Source organism: Streptococcus cristatus, assembly GCF_001588905.1.
Classification (GTDB): Bacteria; Bacillota; Bacilli; order Lactobacillales; family Streptococcaceae; genus Streptococcus; species Streptococcus cristatus_N.
Genome location: NZ_LAWH01000003.1, coordinates 18,655 through 41,222 on the forward strand (window position 1 = coordinate 18,655; position 22,568 = coordinate 41,222).

Sequence of the window (22,568 nt, forward strand, 5' to 3'; positions counted from 1 at the left end):
GAGTGCCTTATCAAATATTCCCTATAAAAATAGCGTCTGAGACAATTTGTCCCAGACGCTTTTCTATCTTATTTAAACCCCGTCACTGTCAGTCCTAACAAACGAACGCCTCGAGGCTTCTCGTCCAGACTGTCGTAGATTTCATGGCCGACTCGCTCAATCACTTCAACTTCCCTCGTTTCTTGCTCTAAGGTCCTCCTCTTGGTTAGAGTTGAAAAGTCAGCATAGCGGATTTTGAGAACAACTGTCTTACCAGATTTTTGGTGCTTCTCTAAGCTGAGGGCCACCTTAGCCGCTAGAAGGGACAGCTCTTTCTTGATGTCCTCCTCACCATAGAGCAGTTTGGCATAGGTCCGCTCCTTACCGATAGACTTACGGATACGATTGGACTTGACCGGACTATTGCTGATGCCGCGCGCTTTTCGGTAAAGATCAAAGCCAAAGCGACCGAACCTATCAATCAAGGTCATTTCCGGTATCTTGAGCAAATCCGCGCCAGTATAGACCCCCATATCATGCAGTTTCTCGACACTCTTCTTGCCAACTCCATGAAACTTAGCAATATCCATGGGCGCCAGAAAGGCCTCAGCCTCTTCAGGTAGAATAACAGTCAGACCATGAGGCTTCTCATAATCACTAGCAATCTTGGCCAGAAACTTATTATAAGAAACGCCTGCCGAAGCTGTCAGATGGAGTTCATTCCAGATATCGTGCTGAATCAGCTTGGCTATCTTGACCGCAGATTTAAGCCCTAGCTTATTTTCCGTCACATCCAGATAGGCCTCGTCGATGCTCATAGGCTCAATTTTATCCGTATAGCGCTTAAAAATCTCTCGGATCTGCAAGCCAACCACCTGATATTTTTCGTAATTCCCCGAGATAAAAATTCCCTGCGGGCAGCGCTCATAGGCTTCCTTGGAGCTCATAGCCGAATGAACTCCAAACTTTCTAGCTTCGTAATTACAGGTCGAAACCACGCCACGTCCACCCGTCTGACGCGGATCACTACCGATAATAACTGGCTTCCCCTTAAGCTTTGGATTGTCCCGCTCTTCGACCGAAGCAAAAAAAGCATCCATATCAATATGAATGATCTTTCGCGATGTATCATTGATTAGCGGAAAAATTAGCATGGCGTCTCCTATAAGTAGAATAGCTCTTTAAGAAATTTTATCATTTTTAAAGCAAGTTTCAAAGGATTTTTATCCAAAAGTATGACCAGAGAAAGCAAGAAACTTTCAATCCTGGACAAGTATGATCAAAATAAAATGGAAAACAAGTATCCTGCAACTAGGTTTGTCAAAATCTTCCTACTATTTTCATTTACATTTTCAAAATTATAAGACAGTTTATGCCAAAATAACGATCTGTATTATAAAAGAAAGCCTCTTTTAGCGATAAAATTCGTTTGTGAAACCGATTACCTTATGATATACTTTAATTATAAATGTAACAGTTTATGTTGCTAGAATAAAGAGGAAAATCTAATGGTTGTTAAAACAGTTGTTGAAGCTCAAGATATTTTCGACAAAGCTTGGGAAGGTTTCCAAGGTGAAGACTGGAAAGAAAAAGCAAGCGTTTCTCGCTTCGTTCAAGCTAACTACACACCTTATGACGGAGATGAAAGCTTCTTGGCAGGTCCTACTGAACGCTCACTCCACATCAAGAAAATCGTAGAAGAAACAAAAGCTCACTACGAAGAAACTCGTTTCCCAATGGACACTCGTCCAACATCTATTGCTGGTATTGACGCTGGTTACATTGACAAGGACAACGAACTGATTTACGGTATCCAAAATGACGAACTCTTCAAATTGAACTTCATGCCAAAAGGTGGTATCCGTATGGCTGAAACTACTTTGAAAGAAAATGGATACGAACCAGATCCTGCTGTTCATGAAATCTTTACTAAATATGTTACAACAGTAAATGACGGTATTTTCCGTGCTTACACTTCTAACATCCGCCGTGCTCGTCACGCCCACACTGTAACTGGTCTTCCAGATGCTTACTCACGTGGACGTATCATCGGTGTTTACGCACGTCTTGCTCTCTATGGAGCTGACTACCTCATGGCTGAAAAAGTTCGCGACTGGAACGGTTTGACTGATATTGATGAAGAAACAATCCGTCTGCGCGAAGAAATCAACTTGCAATACCAAGCACTCGGTGAAGTTGTAAAACTTGGTGACCTTTACGGAGTTGATGTTCGCCGTCCTGCCTTTGACGTTAAAGAAGCTATCCAATGGACTAACATCGCCTTCATGGCTGTATGCCGTGTTATCAACGGTGCTGCTACTTCTCTTGGACGTGTGCCTATCGTTCTTGACATCTACGCAGAACGTGACTTGGCTCGCGGTACTTACACTGAGTCAGAAATCCAAGAATTTGTCGATGATTTCGTTATGAAACTTCGTACAGTGAAATTTGCTCGTACAAAAGCTTATGACCAATTGTACTCTGGTGACCCAACCTTCATCACTACTTCTATGGCAGGTATGGGGAACGACGGTCGTCACCGTGTTACTAAGATGGACTACCGTTTCTTGAACACACTTGACAACATCGGTAACTCTCCAGAGCCAAACTTGACAGTTCTTTGGACTGATAAATTACCATACGCATTCCGTCGCTACTGTATGCATATGAGCCACAAACACTCTTCTATCCAATACGAAGGTGTAACAACAATGGCTAAAGACGGATATGGTGAAATGAGCTGTATCTCATGTTGTGTGTCTCCACTTGACCCAGAAAACGAAGAACAACGCCACAACATCCAGTACTTCGGTGCTCGTGTAAACGTTTTGAAAGCTCTTCTTACTGGTTTGAACGGTGGGTACGACGATGTACATAAAGACTACAAAGTATTTGACATCGATCCTATCCGTGACGAAGTTCTTGAATTTGAATCAGTTAAAGCGAACTTCGAAAAATCACTTGACTGGTTGACTGACACTTACGTAGATGCTTTGAACATCATCCACTACATGACTGACAAGTACAACTACGAAGCTGTTCAAATGGCCTTCTTGCCAACTAAACAACGTGCTAACATGGGATTCGGTATCTGCGGATTTGCTAACACTGTTGATACATTGTCAGCTATCAAGTATGCAACTGTTAAACCACTCCGTGACGAAAATGGCTACATCTACGATTACGAAACAATCGGTGACTTCCCTCGTTGGGGTGAAGATGATCCACGTTCAAACGAATTGGCAGAATGGTTGATCGAAGCTTACACTACACGTCTACGTAGCCACAAACTTTACAAAGACGCTGAAGCAACTGTATCACTTTTGACAATCACATCTAACGTTGCTTACTCTAAACAAACTGGTAACTCACCAGTCCACAAAGGTGTCTACCTCAACGAAGATGGTTCTGTGAACTTATCTAAACTTGAATTCTTCTCACCAGGTGCTAACCCATCTAACAAAGCTAAAGGTGGCTGGTTGCAAAACTTGAACTCACTTGCGAGCCTTGACTTTGGTTACGCAGCTGACGGTATCTCATTGACAACTCAAGTTTCACCACGCGCTCTTGGTAAGACTCGTGACGAACAAGTTGATAACTTGGTAACAATCCTTGATGGTTACTTTGAAAACGGTGGACAACACGTTAACTTGAACGTTATGGACTTGCAAGATGTTTACGACAAGATCATGTCTGGTGAAGACGTTATCGTACGTATCTCTGGATACTGTGTAAACACTAAGTACCTCACTCCAGAACAAAAAACTGAATTGACACAACGTGTCTTCCACGAAGTTCTTTCTATGGATGATGCACTTAGCTAAGCCTCTTTCCTAATTGTAAAACCAGCTGAAAATCAGCTGGTTTTCTTTTACTTTGGAGAGATAGCTTTGAGCATTTATGTTATAATAGAGTTATTGTGAAATGAAAAAGGGGATATAATGGCTGAGAAAATGTCTACAGATGAAAAAAATCTTAATCTGGCCGTTGATGTTATCATGCTAGCTGGGACCTTGCTATTACAAAGTGGCTCAGAGATTTATCGGGTCGAAGACACCATGATCCGGATTGCCCATTCACAAGGCATCCTGGACTGCAATGCCTTAGCCATGCCCGTTGCCATATTCTTTTCAATTGAAAACACTAATATTTCTCGAATGAAGCGAAATATCCATATGAACTACAATATCGAGAAAGTCTGCGATGTCAATCAGGTTTCTCGGCAACTGGTTAGTGGAGCCATCAATCTGGAAGAAGCGCTTGAACAGCTAAAGGCACTTAAAACAAAAGGGGTTCCCTATAGCAAAAGAGAACTCATTACAGCAGCCACACTCAGTGCTCCTTTCTTTTCTATCATGTTCGGTGGAAATTTTTACGATGCTCTTGGAGCTGGTATCGCGACTCTATTTGGCTTCTCTTTCTCTCTTTATGTCGATAAATATATTCGAATTCCTTTTGTTTCAGCCTTTGCTGGAGCTTTTGTCTTCGGATTATTAGCCCAAATTTGGGCTCGCTACTCAGGCTTCGATTCAACAGCAGACTTGATCATCGCAGGAGCTGTCATGCCCTTCGTCCCAGGAATCGCTTTGACCAACTCAGTTAGAGATATCATGACCAACCATATCAACTCTGGAATGAGCAAACTCTTTGAATCGCTCCTCATTACCCTTGCTCTCGGCGCCGGCACCTCTGTCGCCCTCATTCTTATGAAATAAGCCTATGACAATCTTGACTTTCTTACTGCAAGCTCTGGCCAGCCTACTGGCTATCATCACTTTTCTAATCGTTCTAAATGTCCAGCGTAGTATGCTGATTCCTGGCGGAGTCTTAGGAATGGCTACTTGGCTACTCTATCTCTTGCTCAAAGGACCGACTAATGTTATCATTGCAACCTTCGTGGCTGCCATCATTGGTTCCTGTGCCAGCCAAATCCTCAGCATCATCTATAGAACGCCGGCTGTCGTCTTTATTTTGGCTATTCTAGCGCCTCTAGTACCTGGATATATTTCCTATCGGACAACTGCCTTCTTTGTGACAGGTGATTACAGTCATGCTATGGTCAATGCTACCTTGGTCGTCATCCTAGCCTTGGTCATCTCTATCGGCATGGCTAGCGGGACGGTTGTCTTAAAGATTTACAGCTACCTGAAGAAGCATCCTCTTCACTATAAAAAATGAGTCAATACATATTGACTCATTTTTCTTTACGCATTTTACCTAAAATTTCCTTGGCTTTTGCCTGATTAAATTGCTTCTCTTTAAGAAGTTCTGCAACGACAGTAGCAATCTCATCTTCCTGAGCACCGGCCAATAAAGCTAGGGATTTAGCTTGGAGCTTCATGTGACCAGCCTGAATTCCCGTAGTCACCAGCGCTCTTAAAGCTGCAAAATTTTGCGCTAAGCCAACAGAAGCGATAATCGAAGCTAATTCTTTGGCTGTCGGTTGCCCCAATAAATCAAAACTGGCGACAACCATTGGATTAAGCCCAATGGAGCCTCCCTTAGCCGCAACCGGCATGGGTAGAGTCAACTGGCCATAGAGTTTTTTTTCCTCTAGATTGGCCTTCCAGTTACTCAATCCTTGATAACGGCCATCGCGAACAGCATAGGCATGAGCCCCTGCTTCAATGGCGCGCCAGTCATTTCCGGTCGCCAAAAGAACTGCATCAATGCCGTTGAAAATGCCTTTATTATGCGTGCTGGCCCGATAAGGATCCTGCTTTGCAAACTGACTAGCTAAAGCGATTCTTTGAGCAGTTCGTTCAGCTTCTGCCTTGTCTCGACTGAGTGAGTGGAAATCAATTTCACAAGAGGCTGTTACAAGCGCTTCAGTCGCATAGTTAGACAGGATGGCCATCAAGCTCTGTCCACCTGTTAACTCCTCTAACCGTTCTTTTAGGGCTTCTAACATTGTATTAAGGATATTGGCACCCATGGCTTCCTGAGTGTCCACGACAAGGTAGACAACTAGAAAGTCCGTCTCTCCCTCCAGGAGATCCGTTCTCAAATCACGCGCCCCACCTCCTCGCTTGACGATGGAAGGATGGGCTTGATTTGCCAATTCTAATAAAGCTGACTTCTCATTTTGGATTTGCTCTAAGGCTTTAGCTACATCGGGCACATCATAGAGTGCGACCTGTCCAATCATCTGCCGATTATGAATTTCGGTCTTGAAACCACCGCTACGCTTGATGATTTTTGCTGCAAAACTAGCAGCAGCAACGACAGAAGGCTCCTCCGTTGCAAAAGGTACCTGATAAACCTGCCCATCTATGAGAAAGTCCGGTGCAATCGAATAAGGCAAAGCCAGAATAGAAAGCACATTTTCACTCATTTGATTGGCTGTCTCCAGCGGCAAATGGCTTTGATTAGCAAGGTTTTGCCAATTCTCAGTCTGGAGTAGCTCATGGGCCTTAAGAAACTCTAGTCGCTCTGCAGGCGTTTTTTTAGAAAATCCGGTCCAATTTATTTTCATGATGATTTCTCAACTTTGATATACTTGCGCTGATGCTGGTCGATTTGAACCAAGGCGTAAACTTGGTCATCGTAGTCAGAGAAAACAGCTGATCCGTTTTCATCTAGCTGGGCCTCTGCAAAGAAAAGCTCTTCATAAGCAGCAACCGTCAGTTCTTGACGTTGATTTAATTTCTCCAAACGATGAGTCGTCAGCTGTTTCTCATAACCTTCTACCAGATTGGCACTAAAAATCTCGGCCACAGCACCACTCCCATAACTAAAGAGAGCAATCTTGTCACCAGCCTTAAGATTCTCAGAGCTTTCTAAGAGGGACAAGAGCCCCAAGAAGAGGGAGCCTGTATAGATATTCCCGACCTTTTGGCTATAGAGAATAGACTTGTCAAAGTTTTCTTGCAGGCCTTTTTGCTCCTCCTGAGACAAGCTTTTATCCATAATTTTATTCAGCCCCTTAAGCGCCAATTTGGGATAGGGAAGATGGAAACAAACCGCTGCAAAGTCTCCCAAAGCTAAACCATGACGCTTTTGGTATTCGTTCCAAGTCGTCTTGAGGCAATCTAGGTACTGCTGGGTTGAGTAAACACCATTGACGTAAGGAGTCGTAGAGTAATTTGGCCGCCAGAAATCCATAATATCACGAGTCTGAGCCACATTATCTTCATTGAATTCAAGGATGCGTGGATTTTGACTGATCAACATAGCGACAGCGCCTGCCCCTTGAGTCGGCTCGCCTGGCGTCTCTGCCCCGTATTTGGCAATGTCACTAGCGATGACCAAGACCTTGCTTTCTGGATATTGTCTGATATGCAGCTTGGCATAGTCTAGAGCAGCAGTTGCTCCATAGCAGGCCTCTTTAATTTCAAAGCTACGAGCAAAGGGCTGAATGCCTAAAAGACCATGAATAAAGACCGAAGCCGCCTTGCTTTGGTCGATGCTAGACTCTGTTGCGACAATGACCATATCAATGACCTTCTTGTCCTCGACAGTCAAGATTTGCTCAGCCGCTGTCGCACCCAAAGTGACAATATCTTCAGTTAAAGGAGCAATGCTGATCTCCTTCATCAATAATCCCTGGCTGAGCTTGTTGGGATCAATTCCCCGCTCCTCAGCCAGATGATCTAATTTTAAAACATAATTGCTAGTCGCAAAACCGATTTGATCGATTCCGATTTTCATCATAAAGACCTCATTCAATTCATTTGATAGCTAATAGTATTCAGACATTATTTTACCATAATTAAGGCTAAAACTCTTTTAAAAACCATTTTTTAAGCCCAAATCCGACTTGAGACGGAGAAAGCTCATCATCAAAAAATGAGAGAAACTCATTTTTCCAATTCAGTTTCCCTCATTAATCTATTCCAAATTTTGAGCTAGCAGATTTAGTGTTTTAAGGATAAACTTTCCGCCCACGAATTCCCTGAAATCGCTCTTGTTTTTTTCTTTATAAACAGTCCGAAGCAAGTCCTACTTCCGCTTCCTTGCAATCAGGTGAATCGGTGTTCCTTCAAAGACAAAGGCCTTGCGGATTTGATTTTCTAAGAAACGCAGGTAAGAGAAATGCATAAGCTCTTCTTCGTTGACAAAGATGACAAAGGTCGGCGGTTTGGTTGCTACCTGAGTCGCATAAAAAATCTTGAGACGTTTACCCTTATCAGTCGGCGTCGGATTAATCGCGATAGCATCCATGATGACATCATTGAGTACCGTTGATGGAATACGGGTATTCTGACTCTGACTGATTTGCTTAATCATGTCTGGCAGCTTATGGAGACGCTGCTTGGTCAGAGCAGAAACAAAGATAATCGGCGCATAAGACAAGTACTGGAACTGGTCGCGGATATCTTCTTCCCAGTCTTTCATGGTATGGTTGTCTTTTTCCAGCGTGTCCCACTTATTGACGACGATGATCATTCCTTTGCCTGCTTCATGGGCAAAGCCAGCGATTCGCTTGTCGTACTCACGAATTCCTTCTTCAGCATTAAGCACCATCAGAACGACATCTGAGCGATCAATCGCCCGCATAGCCCGCATAACAGAGTATTTCTCCGTATTTTCATATACCTTGCCCGACTTGCGCATACCAGCCGTATCGATCATGGTAAATTCCTGACCTTCACTATCCGTAAAGACCGTATCAATAGCATCGCGCGTGGTACCAGCCACTGGACTGGCAATGACCCGATCCTCACCTAAGATGGCATTGATCAAGCTAGACTTGCCGACATTAGGACGGCCAATCAAGCTAAACTTAATCATATCAGGATTTTCAACCACTTCCTCATGTGGAAGATTTTCAACGATAGCGTCTAGAACATCCCCTGTACCAATCCCATGGACAGAAGATACTGGAAATGGATCGCCCAAGCCCAGAGCATAGAAATCATAGATTTCATTGCGCATTTCGGGATTATCCACTTTATTAACCGCCAAGATAATCGGCTTGTGGGTCTTATAGAGCATGCGAGCGACATACTCGTCCGCATCCGTGATACCTTCCTTGCCAGACACGACAAAAACGATAACATCAGCCTCGTCCATAGCAATCTCAGCTTGGTGCTTGATTTGCTCCATAAAAGGCGCATCAACATCGTCAATTCCGCCTGTATCAATAATACTAAACTTACGATTCAGCCAATCTGCCGTCGCATAGATGCGGTCACGAGTAACCCCTTCCACGTCTTCCACAATGGAAATCCGCTCACCCGCAATCCGGTTAAATAGCGTTGACTTGCCGACATTGGGACGGCCGACAATGGCAATAGTTGGTAAAGCCATGTTTTTCCTCTTTCATTCTTTAGGACCGAGCTGAGCTCCGCCTTATTTTTCTAATTTCTTTTCTTTGAATAGTTGGTCAATCGCTTGATTCGGCTCCTGACCAAATTGGGCTGCCAAACGCTGGCTCCAAGTATCCTGTGCTCTCTCACCAGCATACTCAGCCTGCACATGGTCATAAGCCTCAATGACAGAGCTGAGTTGCTCGCAGTATTCTTCCTCAAAGACCACCGCTTCATACGGTAGGCGTGGCTTGACAGCATGGTTTTGATTGGGTTTTCCTAAAGCCATACCAAAAACTGGATAAGTATAGTCTGGCAGATTAAAGAGCTGGGCAATTTTTGAAGCTTCATAGCGGACTAAACCAATAATAACACCGCTATAACCCAGACTTTCAGCTGCTAAGAGGGTATTTTGCCCTGCCAAAGCAGCATCTACCGAGCTAATGAGAATATTTTCGGTTCCTTCAGGGTAAAAACCATCCGTGTGCAATTGAGCGCCCTTTTGAGCACGATTGAGGTCGCCAACAAAAAGCAGGAAGGCCGAAGACTGCCGAATGGCTTCTTGGGGAACCAAATCAAAGAGGGCTTCTTTTTTCTCTTTACTGCGCACCACAATGATCGAATAGGACTGGAAATTCTTCCAGCTGGACGCAGCCCGCCCAGCATCGATAATAGAACGCAGTTCTTCATCCGAAATCTGCTTCTCCGTAAAGCGCCGAACAGACGTATGAGCCTTCATCAAGTTAATTGTTTCATTCATCGGCGGTTCTCTCCTTCTAGATGCACTTCTTGGGCCAGAAACTTAATCCGCTCCATAACCCGCTTGGCTTGCCAGGTCTCATCGCCATTCTTAGAATTAGCAAAGTGACGCTCCAAATCTGCAAAACTAAAGTTAGAAGTAAAGAAAGTTGGCAGATTTTCCTGCATGCGGTGCTGGAGAATGACCTGCAAAATCTCATCCCGCATCCAGGGACTAGACTGCTCTGCACCGATATCGTCCAAAATCAGCACTTGAGCTGTCTTGACCTGGTCAATCTTGTCCTTGACCAAACCAGAGCTGATAGCATTCTTAACATCCAAAACAAAGCTCGGATAGTGAAGCAGAGTCGTTGAGACACTGCGTTTTTCTGACAAATCATGCGCCAGCGCAGCCATCATGTAGCTCTTACCCACGCCAAAATCTCCGTAGAGATAGACAGCCTTCTGATAATGCGGAAAATCCGCAACAAAACTGGTCAAGAGCTCAAAAGCCTTGTAACGACCAATATCGTCTAAATCCACTTTGGCCAAACTAGCCTCTTTTAGACTGACTGGCAGATTGATAAGGTTGAGACGGCTTCTAATCGCCTCCTGTCTCTCCTGCTCAATCAACTCAGGCGTCTCTTCATAGGCAACATCCGCATAGCCTTCATTTTTCACCAAAATTGGCTTATAACCCTTAGCAATATAGTTCTGATCTTCTAGCAGGAAACGATCTCGTTCGGTAATGTATTGATTGAACTTAGAAATGCTCCGCTGAATTTCAGTTGGAGACAGTTGTTCTCGACTGATAAAGGTAGCGATATCTGGATCTGCTATAATCTGCTGGACTAATTTTTGATAATCAAACTGCTTCACCTTATTCATATGAGGCATCGCCTGTCCTATTTTTTCCATTTAATCGCCTCCCTCTTCCAGTCTCGCTAAAAGCCTTCTTTTTTGTTCTTCTAGTTCCGCTTGTTTTTCTAAGCTAGTTTCATTTTTGTAATCTGGCTGACTCCAGTTCGGCACATTGCTTTTAGCAGAAGCTGGGCTGACTTGCGCAGGACGATTATTCGTCTGCTGGTTGCGCTCGCGGATTTTTAGGACCGCCTCTTCAGCCGAGGTCACCTTTTGATAAGAAAAGTCATTGGCCACCTTGAGGGCATACTTCTCATTGAGATTGGCCGAATCCACCTTATTAAAAGTCAGTAGCAGGATGATATTGATAACTTCATCCAACAGTCCCATCTCTGCCAAATCCTGAATCAGCTTCCGTTCACTACGCGTAATGGCCGCTTGACGGGTTTTCTTGATTTCTGCCAAAAAGAGCAAGGGCTGCTTGCTTTTAGCCTCACGGATAATAGACTGCTCTTGCTGAGAAAAATCTCCCGAAACTGGTTTTTGCTGAATCTTTTGCTGCATCCGTTTCGTCGAAATCACATGTGACACAGCCGTTTCACGCGCTAAGACATAAGTCTCGTACCAAGTCCATTTCTTCTGCTCCGCAATAGCAAACAAGTCCAAGAGATCCGACTTCTCATCTGCAAAACGCAAGCCATCCTGAGCCATTCTCTGTTTAAAATGCGTCAAGTCAAAATCATTCTGGCGACTGTTTCTCATCGGACTGACTTCTTCCATGCCATAGATCTGGCTAAAAGAAGCACCGATCTTTTGCCCAGCTGGATTTTCCGGTCGTAGCTTATCTACCGCCGCCTGACCAATCTTTTTCTCCAAAAGACTACTGTACACATGGTGAGCAAAGAAGTCCTCAGCGGACAAGGTTGGATAGAGTCGGATGAAAAATCCCGTCTCCGTCTGGAAAAGCTCTAGCAACCCAATAGCTGATAGGCGCTCCAAGCTCCTCTCCAACGCTTCCATACCAAAATCAAGATGATTTAAAATATGGCTGAAAAGTCGCTGCTGAGCTCCATTATCCCAAAAAGAAACCAGATAAAGATAAAGCGCCACTGCATCCTTGCCCACAATAGGTAGATAATAACGGGTCAGCCCGCTCATATCTTGACTGACCTGGTTATTAGACAAGAAAGAAAAATGATCATTTGGTTTCATAAGCCATTATTTTTCCTTTTTCTTCTTAGAACCCTTGGTAATCTGCTTCAAAAGGCTTTCCAACTCGCCAACATCCTTAAAACTCCGATAAACACTGGCAAAACGGACATAGGTAATTTCATCCAGCTCGGCCAGCTCATCCATGACCAGAGAGCCAATATATTCGCTGGCAATTTCATTTTCGCTCTGACTGCGAAGTTTTTGCTCAATCCGATTGACCAATTCTTCGATCTCGTCACTTGAGACCGGACGCTTTTGAGCGGAGCGGATGATTCCGTTAAATATCTTATCCCGAGAAAACTGCTCACGCGTTCCATCTTTTTTGACAACGACTAGGGTTCTTTCTTCCACGCGCTCATAAGTTGTAAAACGATGCTGGCATTCCTCGCATTCACGGCGACGACGGATTGTATTTCCATCTTCTGCCTGCCGGCTGTCAACCACACTTGATTTGCTTCCGCCACATTTGGGACAACGCATGTCACTTCCTCCTAGAATCTTAATACTTCATTATACCATGTTTTGACCAATAACAAAAGACGGGAGATTTCTCGCCCATAAAAAAACTAAAGCTGGCAAAGCAGCTTTAGCAAGAAAATCTTCTTTCAAAAATCCAGCAAATGGAAACTCAGCCCTTCTGGTCAAAATACTTTTTGGTCTCAGCAATAATAACAGGAGATAAGGCCAAAAGAGCAATCAGATTTGGCAAGGCCATCAAGGCATTGACAATATCGGCAATGACCCAAACTGCTTCTAACTCGATAAAGCCCCCTAAGAGCACCATAGCGACAAAGATGATTCGGTACAAGCGAATATATTTAACACCAAAAAGGAACTCAAAGCAGCGCTCACCGTAGTAGTTCCAGCCTAAAATAGTGGTAAAAGCAAACAGAACTAGAAAAACGGATAGAAGGATTGGACCAAAATTAGCAAAGACAGTCGCAAAGGCTGCCTGAGTCAAGGAAACACCATTGAGATTATTATCCCAAACTCCTGTGATTAAAATTGTCAATCCTGTCAGACTACAAATAATCAGAGTATCAATAAAGGTTCCCGTCATCGAAATCAAGCCTTGCTCGACAGGCTCCTTGGTCTTGGCTGCTGCTGCAGCAATAGGTGCTGATCCTAAACCAGATTCATTGGAGAATACCCCACGCGCGACCCCGTTTTGAATCGCCATCTGGATAGTTGCGCCGGCAAAGCCACCAACAGCAGCTGTCTGACTAAAGGCAGAACTAAAGACCAGCTGAAGAGTTGGCAGCAAACGATCTAGATTGACTGCTAATACAGTCACAGTCCCCAAGATATAAATAGCCGCCATAAAAGGCACAACCTTGGTCGACACTCGAGCAATAGACTGATACCGCTAAAAATAACCAGAGCCACCAAAATAGCCAAGATAGAGGCAGTCACAGCTGGAGGCAGCTGAATGGTATTCTGCATAGCTTCTGTAATGGAATTCACCTGCGTAAAGGTCCCAATCCCTAAAAGAGCCACCAAGACACCCGCTACAGCAAAGAAGATAGCCAGCGGACGCCATTTTTCGCCCATTCCTAATAGGATATAATGCATGGGACCACCAGCAACGGCTCCGTGAGCATCCTTGGAACGATACTTGATTGCTAATAAACCTTCGGCATACTTGGTTGCCATTCCAAAGAAAGCTGCTAGCCACATCCAAAATAAGGCGCCCGGTCCACCAACTTTTATGGCAGTCGCTACACCGATAATATTCCCCGTTCCAACCGTAGCCGCCAAAGCTGTACAAAGAGCCGCAAAGCTAGACACGTCTCCATGATGATCCTCACCGGATACAAAAATTAAACGAAAGGCGCGAGAAAGGCGCGAAACCTGTAGCAACCTCAGACGAAGTGTCAGATAAAGCCCTGTTCCAACTAATAAAATCAAGAGGGGAGGCCCCCAGACCAGAGAATCAATTTGATTCAACAATTTCAACATAAGTCTTCTGCTCCTTTTCCACACCGAGAAAAAGAAAAGTACATGTGTAAACATGTACTCTGGATGCCTGAGAATGACCGTTTCTGTCCTTCCCTTGCTCTGTCCTTTTACCTGAGAGTTTGAGCAGTTGCCTGCCTTGCCCCTTCGGTGCCAATCATGGTCTCTCCAGAGTTCCGTCCATTTCACAGTCATAAGGCTCAAACGCTTATTTCTGAAAAACTTCATTCGGTGTTTATTCTAAATTTTCTATTATTTTAAAATAATATTCGGTTTTTGTCAATGTTTTATAACAAACTTTAAACATGTAAACGTTTTTTAACACAAAAAGAAGCCTAAGGCTTCTTTCTTAACTTAATTCTGCCAAAATAGCCTTCAGTTGCTCCTTCGTATGAACACCGGCTACTTGCTTAACGACTTGACCGTCTTTCTTGAACAGAAGGGTAGGAATGGACATAATGCCGAATTCACGGGCAGTATTTGGATTTTCATCCACATCCATTTTAAGGATTTTCAGTTCGTCCTCATGAACTTCCTCTGCCAACTGCTCCAGGATAGGCGCCTGCATACGACATGGGCCACACCAAGTTGCCCAAAAATCAATCAGAACCAGTCCGTCTTTTGTCTCTTCAGCGAATGTTGCATCTGTAACTGCTGCTACCATAAATTTTCTCCTTTGAATAGCTTACTTTTGATAATATTGTACACCAAACCCAGAGGAAAAGAAAATATTTGCTACGGAGTGTCCGATGCTTCCCTACTTAAAGATTACAATCGTCGCGCCACTGCCACCAGCATTTTGCGGGGCATAGCCGAAGGACTTAACATGCTTGTTGCGGCGGAGGTATTTTGTCACCCCTTCACGGATGACACCCGTTCCGATACCGTGGATAATATCCACCTGAGCCATGTTGTTGAGAAGGGCCTGATCGATGAAGGCATCAAGCTCTTCCATTGCCTCTTCATAGCGCTTGCCACGCAGATCCAGTCTGGCTCTTGGACCATTGGTATTGGTTCGCTTGACCACATTGACCTGCTTGCGCTTAGGCTGTTGTTCCCTTTCAGCCTTGAGAAGATTAAATTCCTGCTCTTCTAGAGTCATCTTAATCAGACCGACCTGAGCTTCCCATCGGCCGTCCTTGAGCTGCTTGACCAAGGTTCCCCGCTGACCATAGCTGGTGACTAGGATATCATCACCCACCTTGGGCGCCCGATTTTTCTTGGCCTGCTTGAGCACCTTATTCTTTGATAAATCAACGGTTTCAGGTGCCAACTTTTTAAGCTGAGCCTTGGCCTCGATAATCTCATGCGGTTTAAGACTGGACTTATCATGGAGATTTTTGAGAATGCTCTCACTCTCTGACAAAGCCATATCAACGATTTCCTGAGCTTCCACCCGCGCCTTATTGAGCTCGCTTTCCTTTTCTCGGTTAAATTCATTGTAAAGTTTTTTGAGGGCTCGATTAAATTTGAGATTTTCCTGCTCCACCTCACGGATATTATCCAAGCGCTTGCGGCTTTCCAGTGTCTGCTCCTCTAAGCGCTCAATGATTCGATTGATATCACTGTCTGTGTTGGTCTGCTCTTGGGCATGGCCAACGATAACTTCCGACAAACCCAAACGCCGAGCGATTTCAAAGGCATTGGAGCGTCCAGGGACTCCCTGCATAAAGCGATAGGTCGGTCGCAAACTCTCTGTATCAAATTCCATGCTAGCATTTTCCACCCAGTCCGTCTCAATCCCATAGGCTTTAAGCTCAGGATAGTGGGTCGTCGCCATGGTCTTAATCTGTCTTAGCCGCAAATCTTCCAAGATAGCAATAGCCAGAGCTGCTCCCTCCTGCGGGTCAGTCCCAGCTCCCAGCTCATCCAGCAGAACCAGACTGTCGCTACCCACCTGTTCTAAAATAGAGACGATATTGGTCATGTGACTGGAGAAAGTCGACAGGCTCTGCTCAATCGACTGCTCATCACCAATGTCTGCAAAAATCTGACTGAAAATCCCAACGCGACTACCCTTGTCCGCCAGAATCGGCAGACCGGACTGGGCCATGATCTGAGCCAAGCCCAAGGTCTTCAGCATGATGGTCTTACCACCCGTATTAGGGCCTGTAATGACAATTTCTGTCAAGTCCGGCCCGAAATGCAGGTCATTAGCCACTGCATTTTCAATCAGGGGATGGCGGACACTAAGTAGCTGGATATCCTGCTCTTCCGACAGGTCTGGCACCACCGCTCCTGTCTCCTGCATGTAGCGGACCTTGGCACGCACCAGGTCCAGATGTCCAATAATCCAAGCATTGTTGGCAATTTCAGCTGCATGAGGCCGTATCATATCCGACATGGCCTGCAAAATCCGCTGAATTTCATAGCGCTCGTCCGCCCGACTGCTAGCAATTTCTTCATTGAGATTGACCACCGCCCGCGGCTCAATGTAAACTGTACTACCGCTGGCCGAAATATCGTGAACGACGCCCGCAATACGATTGCGGTAGGTATTTTTTACGGGCAGCACATTGCGGCCATTCCGACTGGCCACCACTTGGTCTGCCAGCATGTCACCCTTGGTTTTGAGAATCTCTTGAAGAATATCTCGAACCTGAACTTCATTTTCTTGGATTTTCCGGCGAATACGACTCAACTCTTCACTAGCAAAACTTTCGAGAAAGCCCCCATCATTGATAGCTTGCAGGCTCCCCTGAATATTAGGAAACTCTACTAGATTGTTAAAAAGACGATCCAAACGCTCCAATTGGACATTTTCCAAGTCCTCGTAGAAAGACAGCAGCTCATGCGTCACAGCCAAGACCCGCTTGAGGGCTAAAAACTCCTCAATATTCAGGTCACTATCCAGCTCTAGGCGCTTGGTCAAGCCCCTAATATCCTGAATCGTTCCCAAACTAAAGTGCGGACGTTGCACAAAAATCTGCCGCATATCGGACATTTCCAAAAAAGAGGCAGCAATTGATTCTTTTTTACTGTTTGGCTGGAGCTGCTTCAACTCCAACTCTCCCAGCTCAGTCAGCAAATAGGGAGAAAAAAGCTCCTTGATTTTATCAAATTCCAAAGTTTCTAAAATTTTATGATTCATCATGTTCATTCTATTTCTATATGATTTAAACTGAAAAAGAAACTCAGCTACAGGGCAACTGAGTCTTAATTATCCGATAATTTTTGTGACCCAAAGGTCATGTAAAATGGATGAAGTTACAGGCGTGTGATTGATAATAAACCGAATCAGCAAACTCGAATTTAAGCGTTCTTGGATAAAGGACATAGGCACAGTAGCTAAAATAGTCAGTCCCATCTCGATGACAAAGAGTGAGATGAAGACCGCAATAGCCCCACTAACCATATTGAAAACTTTGGTATCCCACTTATTCGGATAGGGAATTAAATTTACGAAAATCCCAAAAAAGCGGCCTACTATATAAACAAGACTGAAAACAAGAAGATAAGCCAGCCCCGCATAAAAAACCTTATCCAAATGGAAAAGTTGAGAACTTGCAAAGAAATAAGTCGAGCTGCCTTTAACAGCGCTAGCATAGGGCACCCACAAGCTGATAGACTTAGCCAAGTCCTGATATAGAGCTCCAGCCACCAGCATGGATACAATCGTCATAACAGCATAATAACCCTGCAGAACAATCCCACGCGAGTAGCCAATATAAAAGCTCCAAGCTAATATTAGTAAAATAATAATTGCAAACACTATCTTTCCCCTGTATTAGCTGACTTTTCTCTTAATTCGCTAAGCATTTTGTGACGAAGGCTTTCCAATTCTTTTTCCTTATCATCAAACTCAATCTCGCGGCTGAGCTGGGTAGATAAACTATTAATCGCCAACAAAATGGCCAAGACTTCATCATCTGCTGCAGGCATCTGCTCTTTAATAGCCTTATATTTTTCCTTAGCAACCCGCTCCACTTCTTCCATAAAAAGATTATCGTGTTCTGTTGTTAAAGTTAAGGTTTTGTTTCCAAATATAAACTTATATCTATTCAAATTTGCCATAAAATCACCTCATGATATTATACCAAAAATCGCTACATTTGTCAGGTAGAAATCTGCTATCTATCCTTTGATAAATTATAACTCTTTCGTATAATAGTATCGTTCACCTGTATAAGGATACTCTTTTAATCTAAACACTTCCTCATAGCCATGCTTCTTATAAAAATCGGGAGCTTGGAAATGAAAGGTATCCACAAATGAATACTTACACTTCCTGTCACGAGCTTCCTCTTCTGCCCTTTGCAAAATATCCGAGCCAAGCCCTTGCCCTCGTAAAGCCTCACTCACATATAAATACTCAATTTCCAGCCAATATCCAAACGTTTCGGCTACTAGGCCGCCCATTAAATTTCCGTCCTCATCTTCGACAAAGATATTGAGAGGCTCGCTTGCTGAAGCTTCCCTTTTAGAGCGATTATAGGCTCGGATTAAATTTCCAAGTTCTTGGACACGTTCAGGTTCTTTATTTTCCAATCTCAATTTCATTAGGCTCTCCTTCTTACCAAATCTTAAATCTATTCTACCATTTTAGCAGGATAAGTAGAATTTATTCATTCCAAAAGTAAAAATTTGAAAGATAGATACCTTAAAATGTATTAGAAAAGACAAGGCAGCAAACCTTGTCCTTATACTGTATCTAATAGTTCTCTTATTCATAGACTTTCTATATAAATCTCACATTTTATATATTCCCCTTACGAACCCGCACTTTCGTAAGCATCTAAGCCCTTGTCCCATAGTTTCAAGGAAATGAAAAAGAAAACAAGGGAAATCAGAATCAAACCACCGATATTAAAAAGTCCATTCTTGTCCTGCAAGAAATAGCTAGCTGGATAGTAGGCCGTAAAGGCGAAAGGCACGATAAAGCTAATCAACCAACGAAGAAGAGAATTGTAAATGGAAATCGGATATTTAGCAAAATCATTGAACATATAGAAAATGTAAATCATAGCACCTGACTGTTTGGTCCAAAAAGCGATACTAGCTGTCGCGATTTTCAAGGAAGTATAAATCAAGGTCGCAAAAGGAATACAGACTAGGAAAAGCAAGAATTTGGGAAGAGTCCAAGCAATACTTGATACCGTTGTCGCTAGTAAAATTCCACCGACCAATAGTTCGCCCAAGGCATCAATCTGAAAGGTCTCAACGAGGATATGGAAGAGAGGATTGATAGGCCGAGTCAGATACTTGTCAAACTCTCCCTTTCGCACCAAGCGCTGACCTAGCGCCCAGAGATTGTCAAAAAAGAGATGATCCAGTCCCTTGGGAATCAAGGAAAATCCATAGATAAAGGCAATCTCTTGAAAGGTCCAGCCTTCTAGCGAGGGGATGTGTTGAAAGAGGACATTGAGAAACAAGAGGTTCAACCCTTGAGTCAGAAAGACTCCTAATACACCAACAACAAAATCCACCTTGTATTCCATGATTTGCTTGATGTATTGTCTGATAAAAATCAGATGCATGCGTTGATATTTTTTCATACTAACCTCCTTGAATGGTGATAAATGACTGGACTCGTTTCCAAATCAACTGAGACAAGCCCACCATCACTAAGAGCCAGAAAAACTGGAGCAAAAGCGCCTGAAGAATCTGGCTGGCATCGTATTTCCCAACAATGATCATGACCGGAGTATAGATCAAAGATGAAAAAGGCAAGAAGGACAGAACATCTGAAACCACCTTGGGAAAGAAAGCCAAAGGAATCAAGCTTCCAGACATAAAGGCCACTATGGAAGTCTTGAGTAGATTGGAACCCCATAGATTCTTAAACACAAAGGCTGAAAATCCAAAGCAGATATTAAAGAAAAAGTTAATCAGATAGGCCAGCGTCAAGCTAAAGAGATAAATCAAGGTTAGTCCTAAAACTTCTAAAACAGCTTTCCCAGAGAAGATTTTCATCAATACAATAACACTTAAAAATGGCAGTCCAACAGAGATAAAAATCAACCACTTGGAGCCAAGCTCGGTGAAGAGGTAAGAGGCCGCAAAATGCACTGGTCGCAGCAAGCGCATGATAATGGAACCATCCTTGACCTCCTCCCCAATCATGAAGGAAGAATCTGACCTGGTCAAAAGATTAGTCACAAAACTCATGATGATGTAGAGGGTGATATCTGCCATACTAAAGCCCTGAATCAAAGACTCTTGCGAAGAATCAAAGACCGCCTTCCAGAGATAGAAAGCCACAAAGGCCCCCATGACATCACCAATCCGGTAAAGAAGAAAATTAACTCGATAGGTGATCAACTCCTGAATCCCTGCATTGATAAAGGGTTTATAACGTCTCCACAATTTGGTCATCTTAGAGCTCCTTTCGATAGAAGCGACGGATAATATCCTCAATATCCGTATCCAGCATCTTCAAATCGCGGATTTCAAAATCAGACAGGGTTTGCTTGATAATATCAGCCGACTGGTAGCGGGAACTATCAAATTCAATATTGAGACTGTTTCCTTGTCTATCAATGGTCATATCCGAAAAGCCTTCATAGTGAGAAAGGAGGTGACTTTGACCTGGTAGTAGTTCAAAGGAGATAGTCTTCATCTTGCCAAAGGTCTCCTTGAGCTGGCTAACCGTTCCATCAAAAATCTCTTGCCCCTTGTCAATCATAAAAATCCGATCACAGAGTTGCTCAATGTCACTCAGGTCATGAGTGGTCAAGAGAATAGTGGTCTCTTCCTCCTGATTGATTTGGGTGATAGCCCGACGAATGTTATCCTTGACCGAAACGTCCAATCCAATGGTCGGCTCATCTAAAAAGAGAACCTTGGGATTGTGAAGCAAGGAAGCTGCAATATCCGCCCGCATCCGTTGACCCAGCGAAAGAGTTCGCACGGGGTCCTTGATAAATTCCTTCAAATCCAAGACCTCATTCAAAAAGTCCATGCGCTTATGAAAGAGCGAGTCTGGCACATCGTAAATCTCTTTTAAGACCGTATAGGTCTCTTGCAGTGCCAAATCCCACCATAGCTGGGTTCTTTGCCCAAAGACAACCCCAATATCCTTGACATAATCTTGGCGATTGTCCTGTGGAATTTTACCGTTAATCCGACAAAAACCAGATGTCGGCTTTAAAATCCCTGTCAGCATTTTGATGGTTGTCGACTTCCCAGCGCCATTTGCTCCGATAAAACCTAAAATTTGGCCCTTGGGTACCTCAAAGGTCAAATCTTTAACCGCTTCAAAGGTCTGTTTTTCGGGATGAATAAAGGAGCGCAAAGCCCCCTTTAACCCTGGTTCCTTCACTGTCTTTACAAAATTTTTCTGAAGATGTTCTACTTCTATCATTGCCATACGTTTCTCCCTTTAGAAAGTATTCGGTAACTTGTTTCACAATGTTTAATTTAGCACAAAATAGAGAAAAAAGCAAAATATCAGACGATCTAGCAGAACATAAGAAATTATAAATAACCCAAAATAAAAATTGGTAAAAAAAAAAACAAGATCCGAAAACCTTGTCTTAATTACTATACCGGCGGCCGGGGTCGAACCGGCACGTCCTAATGGACACTGGATTTTGAGTCCAGCGCGTCTGCCAATTCCGCCACGCCGGCAAAGTAACTGGGGTAGCTGGATTCGAACCAACGCATGAGGGAGTCAAAGTCCCTTGCCTTACCGCTTGGCGATACCCCAATAATCAAAAGAAATAGGCGAGTGATGGGGATCGAACCCACGCATGCCAGAGCCACAATCTGGTGTGTTAACCACTTCACCACACCCGCCATATTCCAAAACACGGGCAGTAGGAATTGAACCCACACTGAAGGTTTTGGAGACCTTAGTTCTACCTTTAAACTATGCCCGTTAAGCATGGAAGGGGAGGGATTCGAACCCCCGAACCCGAAGGAGCGGATTTACAGTCCGCCGCGTTTAGCCTCTTCGCTACCCTTCCGAAATTCTAAAGATATATGGCGCGAGACGGAATCGAACCGCCGACACATGGAGCTTCAATCCATTGCTCTACCAACTGAGCTACCGAGCCAAATTGCGGGAGCAGGATTTGAACCTACGACCTTCGGGTTATGAGCCCGACGAGCTACCTAGCTGCTCCATCCCGCGATATTCTAATCTAAGGAGGATGTGGGATTCGAACCCACGCACGCTTTTACACGCCTGACGGTTTTCAAGACCGTTCCCTTCAGCCGGACTTGGGTAATCCTCCAAAATATATAGTCCGTACGGGATTCGAACCCGTGTTACCGCCGTGAAAAGGCGGTGTCTTAACCCCTTGACCAACGGACCATATTACTATTTAAATGGGCACGAGTGGACTCGAACCACCGACCTCACGCTTATCAGGCGTGCGCTCTAACCACCTGAGCTACGCGCCCAAGTTATAAAAACTTGGTATGAACTTCCGTTCAAAGCGGGTGACGAGAATCGAACTCGCGACAACAGCTTGGAAGGCTGTAGTTTTACCACTAAACTACACCCGCTTGAATATGGGAGTTAACGGGATCGAACCGCTGACCCTCTGCTTGTAAGGCAGATGCTCTCCCAGCTGAGCTAAACTCCCAAAAAGGAAGCACTCCGACTTCCTATCCTGCTAAGCGACT

Annotated in this window: 19 protein-coding genes, 12 tRNA genes, 1 pseudogene and 1 riboswitch; of the genes and pseudogenes, 3 read left to right on the forward strand and 29 right to left on the reverse strand. The window is 44.1% G+C overall.

Annotated elements, in window-relative coordinates:
* Positions 1 to 68: 68 nt before the first annotated feature.
* On the reverse strand, positions 69 to 1,133 hold the full coding sequence (gene dinB / locus A0765_RS00615; protein ID WP_062004070.1) for a DNA polymerase IV: 1,065 nt from the start codon (positions 1,131 to 1,133) through the stop codon (positions 69 to 71).
* 354 nt (positions 1,134 to 1,487) lie between these two features.
* Here dinB and pflB point away from each other — a divergent pair, with 354 nt between their 5' ends.
* The 3 genes from pflB to A0765_RS00630 all read left to right on the forward strand — a co-directional run bounded on the left by pflB (position 1,488) and on the right by A0765_RS00630 (position 5,157).
* Positions 1,488 to 3,803, forward strand: a complete 2,316-nt coding sequence (pflB, locus tag A0765_RS00620) for a formate C-acetyltransferase (protein WP_062004071.1) — start codon at positions 1,488 to 1,490, stop codon at positions 3,801 to 3,803.
* Positions 3,804 to 3,920: 117 nt separating this feature from the next.
* Positions 3,921 to 4,694 (forward strand): threonine/serine exporter family protein, encoded by a 774-nt coding sequence (locus tag A0765_RS00625; protein ID WP_062004073.1) that lies wholly within the window; start codon positions 3,921 to 3,923, stop codon positions 4,692 to 4,694.
* Between the two features lie 4 nt (positions 4,695 to 4,698).
* A complete protein-coding gene (locus A0765_RS00630; protein ID WP_045498515.1) occupies positions 4,699 to 5,157 on the forward strand; it encodes a threonine/serine exporter family protein in 459 nt (152 codons plus the stop codon).
* A gap of 16 nt (positions 5,158 to 5,173) precedes the next feature.
* On the opposite strand, the gene A0765_RS00635 is transcribed toward A0765_RS00630, so the two are convergent.
* From A0765_RS00635 to A0765_RS00770, 28 genes and pseudogenes are all read right to left on the reverse strand, one after another.
* Positions 5,174 to 6,454, reverse strand: a complete 1,281-nt coding sequence (locus A0765_RS00635; protein ID WP_062004075.1) for a hydroxymethylglutaryl-CoA reductase, degradative — start codon at positions 6,452 to 6,454, stop codon at positions 5,174 to 5,176.
* Positions 6,451 to 7,629 (reverse strand): hydroxymethylglutaryl-CoA synthase, encoded by a 1,179-nt coding sequence (locus A0765_RS00640; protein WP_062004097.1) that lies wholly within the window; start codon positions 7,627 to 7,629, stop codon positions 6,451 to 6,453. The genes A0765_RS00635 and A0765_RS00640 overlap by 4 nt, the downstream gene beginning before the upstream one ends.
* A gap of 291 nt (positions 7,630 to 7,920) precedes the next feature.
* Positions 7,921 to 9,231 (reverse strand): ribosome biogenesis GTPase Der, encoded by a 1,311-nt coding sequence (gene der, locus A0765_RS00645; protein ID WP_062004076.1) that lies wholly within the window; start codon positions 9,229 to 9,231, stop codon positions 7,921 to 7,923.
* A gap of 42 nt (positions 9,232 to 9,273) precedes the next feature.
* Positions 9,274 to 9,990 carry a nitroreductase family protein gene (locus tag A0765_RS00650; protein WP_062004078.1) on the reverse strand — a complete coding sequence of 239 codons (717 nt, stop codon included), beginning with the start codon at positions 9,988 to 9,990 and terminating at the stop codon, positions 9,274 to 9,276.
* Positions 9,987 to 10,886 carry a primosomal protein DnaI gene (gene dnaI / locus A0765_RS00655; RefSeq protein ID WP_062004080.1) on the reverse strand — a complete coding sequence of 300 codons (900 nt, stop codon included), beginning with the start codon at positions 10,884 to 10,886 and terminating at the stop codon, positions 9,987 to 9,989. Before dnaI ends, A0765_RS00650 begins: the two co-directional genes overlap by 4 nt.
* Positions 10,887 to 12,041 carry a replication initiation and membrane attachment family protein gene (locus tag A0765_RS00660; RefSeq protein WP_062004083.1) on the reverse strand — a complete coding sequence of 385 codons (1,155 nt, stop codon included), beginning with the start codon at positions 12,039 to 12,041 and terminating at the stop codon, positions 10,887 to 10,889.
* Between the two features lie 6 nt (positions 12,042 to 12,047).
* Positions 12,048 to 12,521, reverse strand: a complete 474-nt coding sequence (gene nrdR / locus A0765_RS00665; protein WP_005591110.1) for a transcriptional regulator NrdR — start codon at positions 12,519 to 12,521, stop codon at positions 12,048 to 12,050.
* Between the two features lie 148 nt (positions 12,522 to 12,669).
* Positions 12,670 to 14,000: pseudogene (locus A0765_RS00670) on the reverse strand (alanine/glycine:cation symporter family protein).
* Positions 14,001 to 14,089: 89 nt separating this feature from the next.
* Positions 14,090 to 14,179, reverse strand: a riboswitch (glycine riboswitch).
* Positions 14,180 to 14,346: 167 nt separating this feature from the next.
* The gene (gene trxA / locus A0765_RS00675) at positions 14,347 to 14,661 is read right to left on the reverse strand and encodes a thioredoxin (protein WP_005591113.1); all 315 of its coding nucleotides are present in this window, start codon (positions 14,659 to 14,661) and stop codon (positions 14,347 to 14,349) included.
* A gap of 93 nt (positions 14,662 to 14,754) precedes the next feature.
* Positions 14,755 to 17,088, reverse strand: coding sequence for an endonuclease MutS2 (locus A0765_RS00680; protein WP_062004099.1), 2,334 nt, complete (start codon positions 17,086 to 17,088; stop codon positions 14,755 to 14,757).
* 69 nt (positions 17,089 to 17,157) lie between these two features.
* Complete coding sequence (locus tag A0765_RS00685) at positions 17,158 to 17,709, reverse strand: CvpA family protein (protein WP_062004085.1); 552 nt, start codon at positions 17,707 to 17,709, stop codon at positions 17,158 to 17,160.
* Positions 17,709 to 18,011: a hypothetical protein gene (locus tag A0765_RS00690; RefSeq protein WP_062004087.1), complete on the reverse strand. Its 303-nt coding sequence runs from the start codon at positions 18,009 to 18,011 to the stop codon at positions 17,709 to 17,711. The genes A0765_RS00685 and A0765_RS00690 overlap by 1 nt, the downstream gene beginning before the upstream one ends.
* Positions 18,012 to 18,086: 75 nt before the next feature.
* A complete protein-coding gene (locus A0765_RS00695) occupies positions 18,087 to 18,497 on the reverse strand; it encodes a GNAT family N-acetyltransferase (RefSeq protein ID WP_062004089.1) in 411 nt (136 codons plus the stop codon).
* Positions 18,498 to 18,706: 209 nt separating this feature from the next.
* Positions 18,707 to 19,492: an ABC transporter permease gene (locus A0765_RS00700; RefSeq protein ID WP_062004090.1), complete on the reverse strand. Its 786-nt coding sequence runs from the start codon at positions 19,490 to 19,492 to the stop codon at positions 18,707 to 18,709.
* A gap of 1 nt (position 19,493) precedes the next feature.
* Positions 19,494 to 20,312 carry an ABC transporter permease gene (locus A0765_RS00705; protein ID WP_062004092.1) on the reverse strand — a complete coding sequence of 273 codons (819 nt, stop codon included), beginning with the start codon at positions 20,310 to 20,312 and terminating at the stop codon, positions 19,494 to 19,496.
* A 1-nt stretch (position 20,313) separates the two neighbouring features.
* Complete coding sequence (locus tag A0765_RS00710) at positions 20,314 to 21,306, reverse strand: ABC transporter ATP-binding protein (protein ID WP_062004094.1); 993 nt, start codon at positions 21,304 to 21,306, stop codon at positions 20,314 to 20,316.
* 176 nt (positions 21,307 to 21,482) lie between these two features.
* Positions 21,483 to 21,566, reverse strand: a tRNA-Leu gene (locus A0765_RS00715).
* A 7-nt stretch (positions 21,567 to 21,573) separates the two neighbouring features.
* A tRNA-Gln gene (locus A0765_RS00720) sits at positions 21,574 to 21,645 on the reverse strand.
* 16 nt (positions 21,646 to 21,661) lie between these two features.
* Positions 21,662 to 21,734: transfer RNA gene (locus A0765_RS00725), tRNA-His, on the reverse strand.
* A gap of 12 nt (positions 21,735 to 21,746) precedes the next feature.
* Positions 21,747 to 21,817, reverse strand: a tRNA-Trp gene (locus A0765_RS00730).
* A gap of 6 nt (positions 21,818 to 21,823) precedes the next feature.
* Positions 21,824 to 21,904, reverse strand: a tRNA-Tyr gene (locus A0765_RS00735).
* Positions 21,905 to 21,921: 17 nt separating this feature from the next.
* A tRNA-Phe gene (locus tag A0765_RS00740) sits at positions 21,922 to 21,994 on the reverse strand.
* Between the two features lie 3 nt (positions 21,995 to 21,997).
* Positions 21,998 to 22,071 (reverse strand) — tRNA-Met (locus tag A0765_RS00745).
* Between the two features lie 13 nt (positions 22,072 to 22,084).
* Positions 22,085 to 22,174 (reverse strand) — tRNA-Ser (locus A0765_RS00750).
* Between the two features lie 8 nt (positions 22,175 to 22,182).
* A tRNA-Glu gene (locus A0765_RS00755) sits at positions 22,183 to 22,254 on the reverse strand.
* Between the two features lie 15 nt (positions 22,255 to 22,269).
* A tRNA-Ile gene (locus A0765_RS00760) sits at positions 22,270 to 22,343 on the reverse strand.
* 34 nt (positions 22,344 to 22,377) lie between these two features.
* Positions 22,378 to 22,448: transfer RNA gene (locus A0765_RS00765), tRNA-Gly, on the reverse strand.
* A gap of 7 nt (positions 22,449 to 22,455) precedes the next feature.
* Positions 22,456 to 22,528, reverse strand: a tRNA-Val gene (locus A0765_RS00770).
* Positions 22,529 to 22,568: the final 40 nt, after the last annotated feature.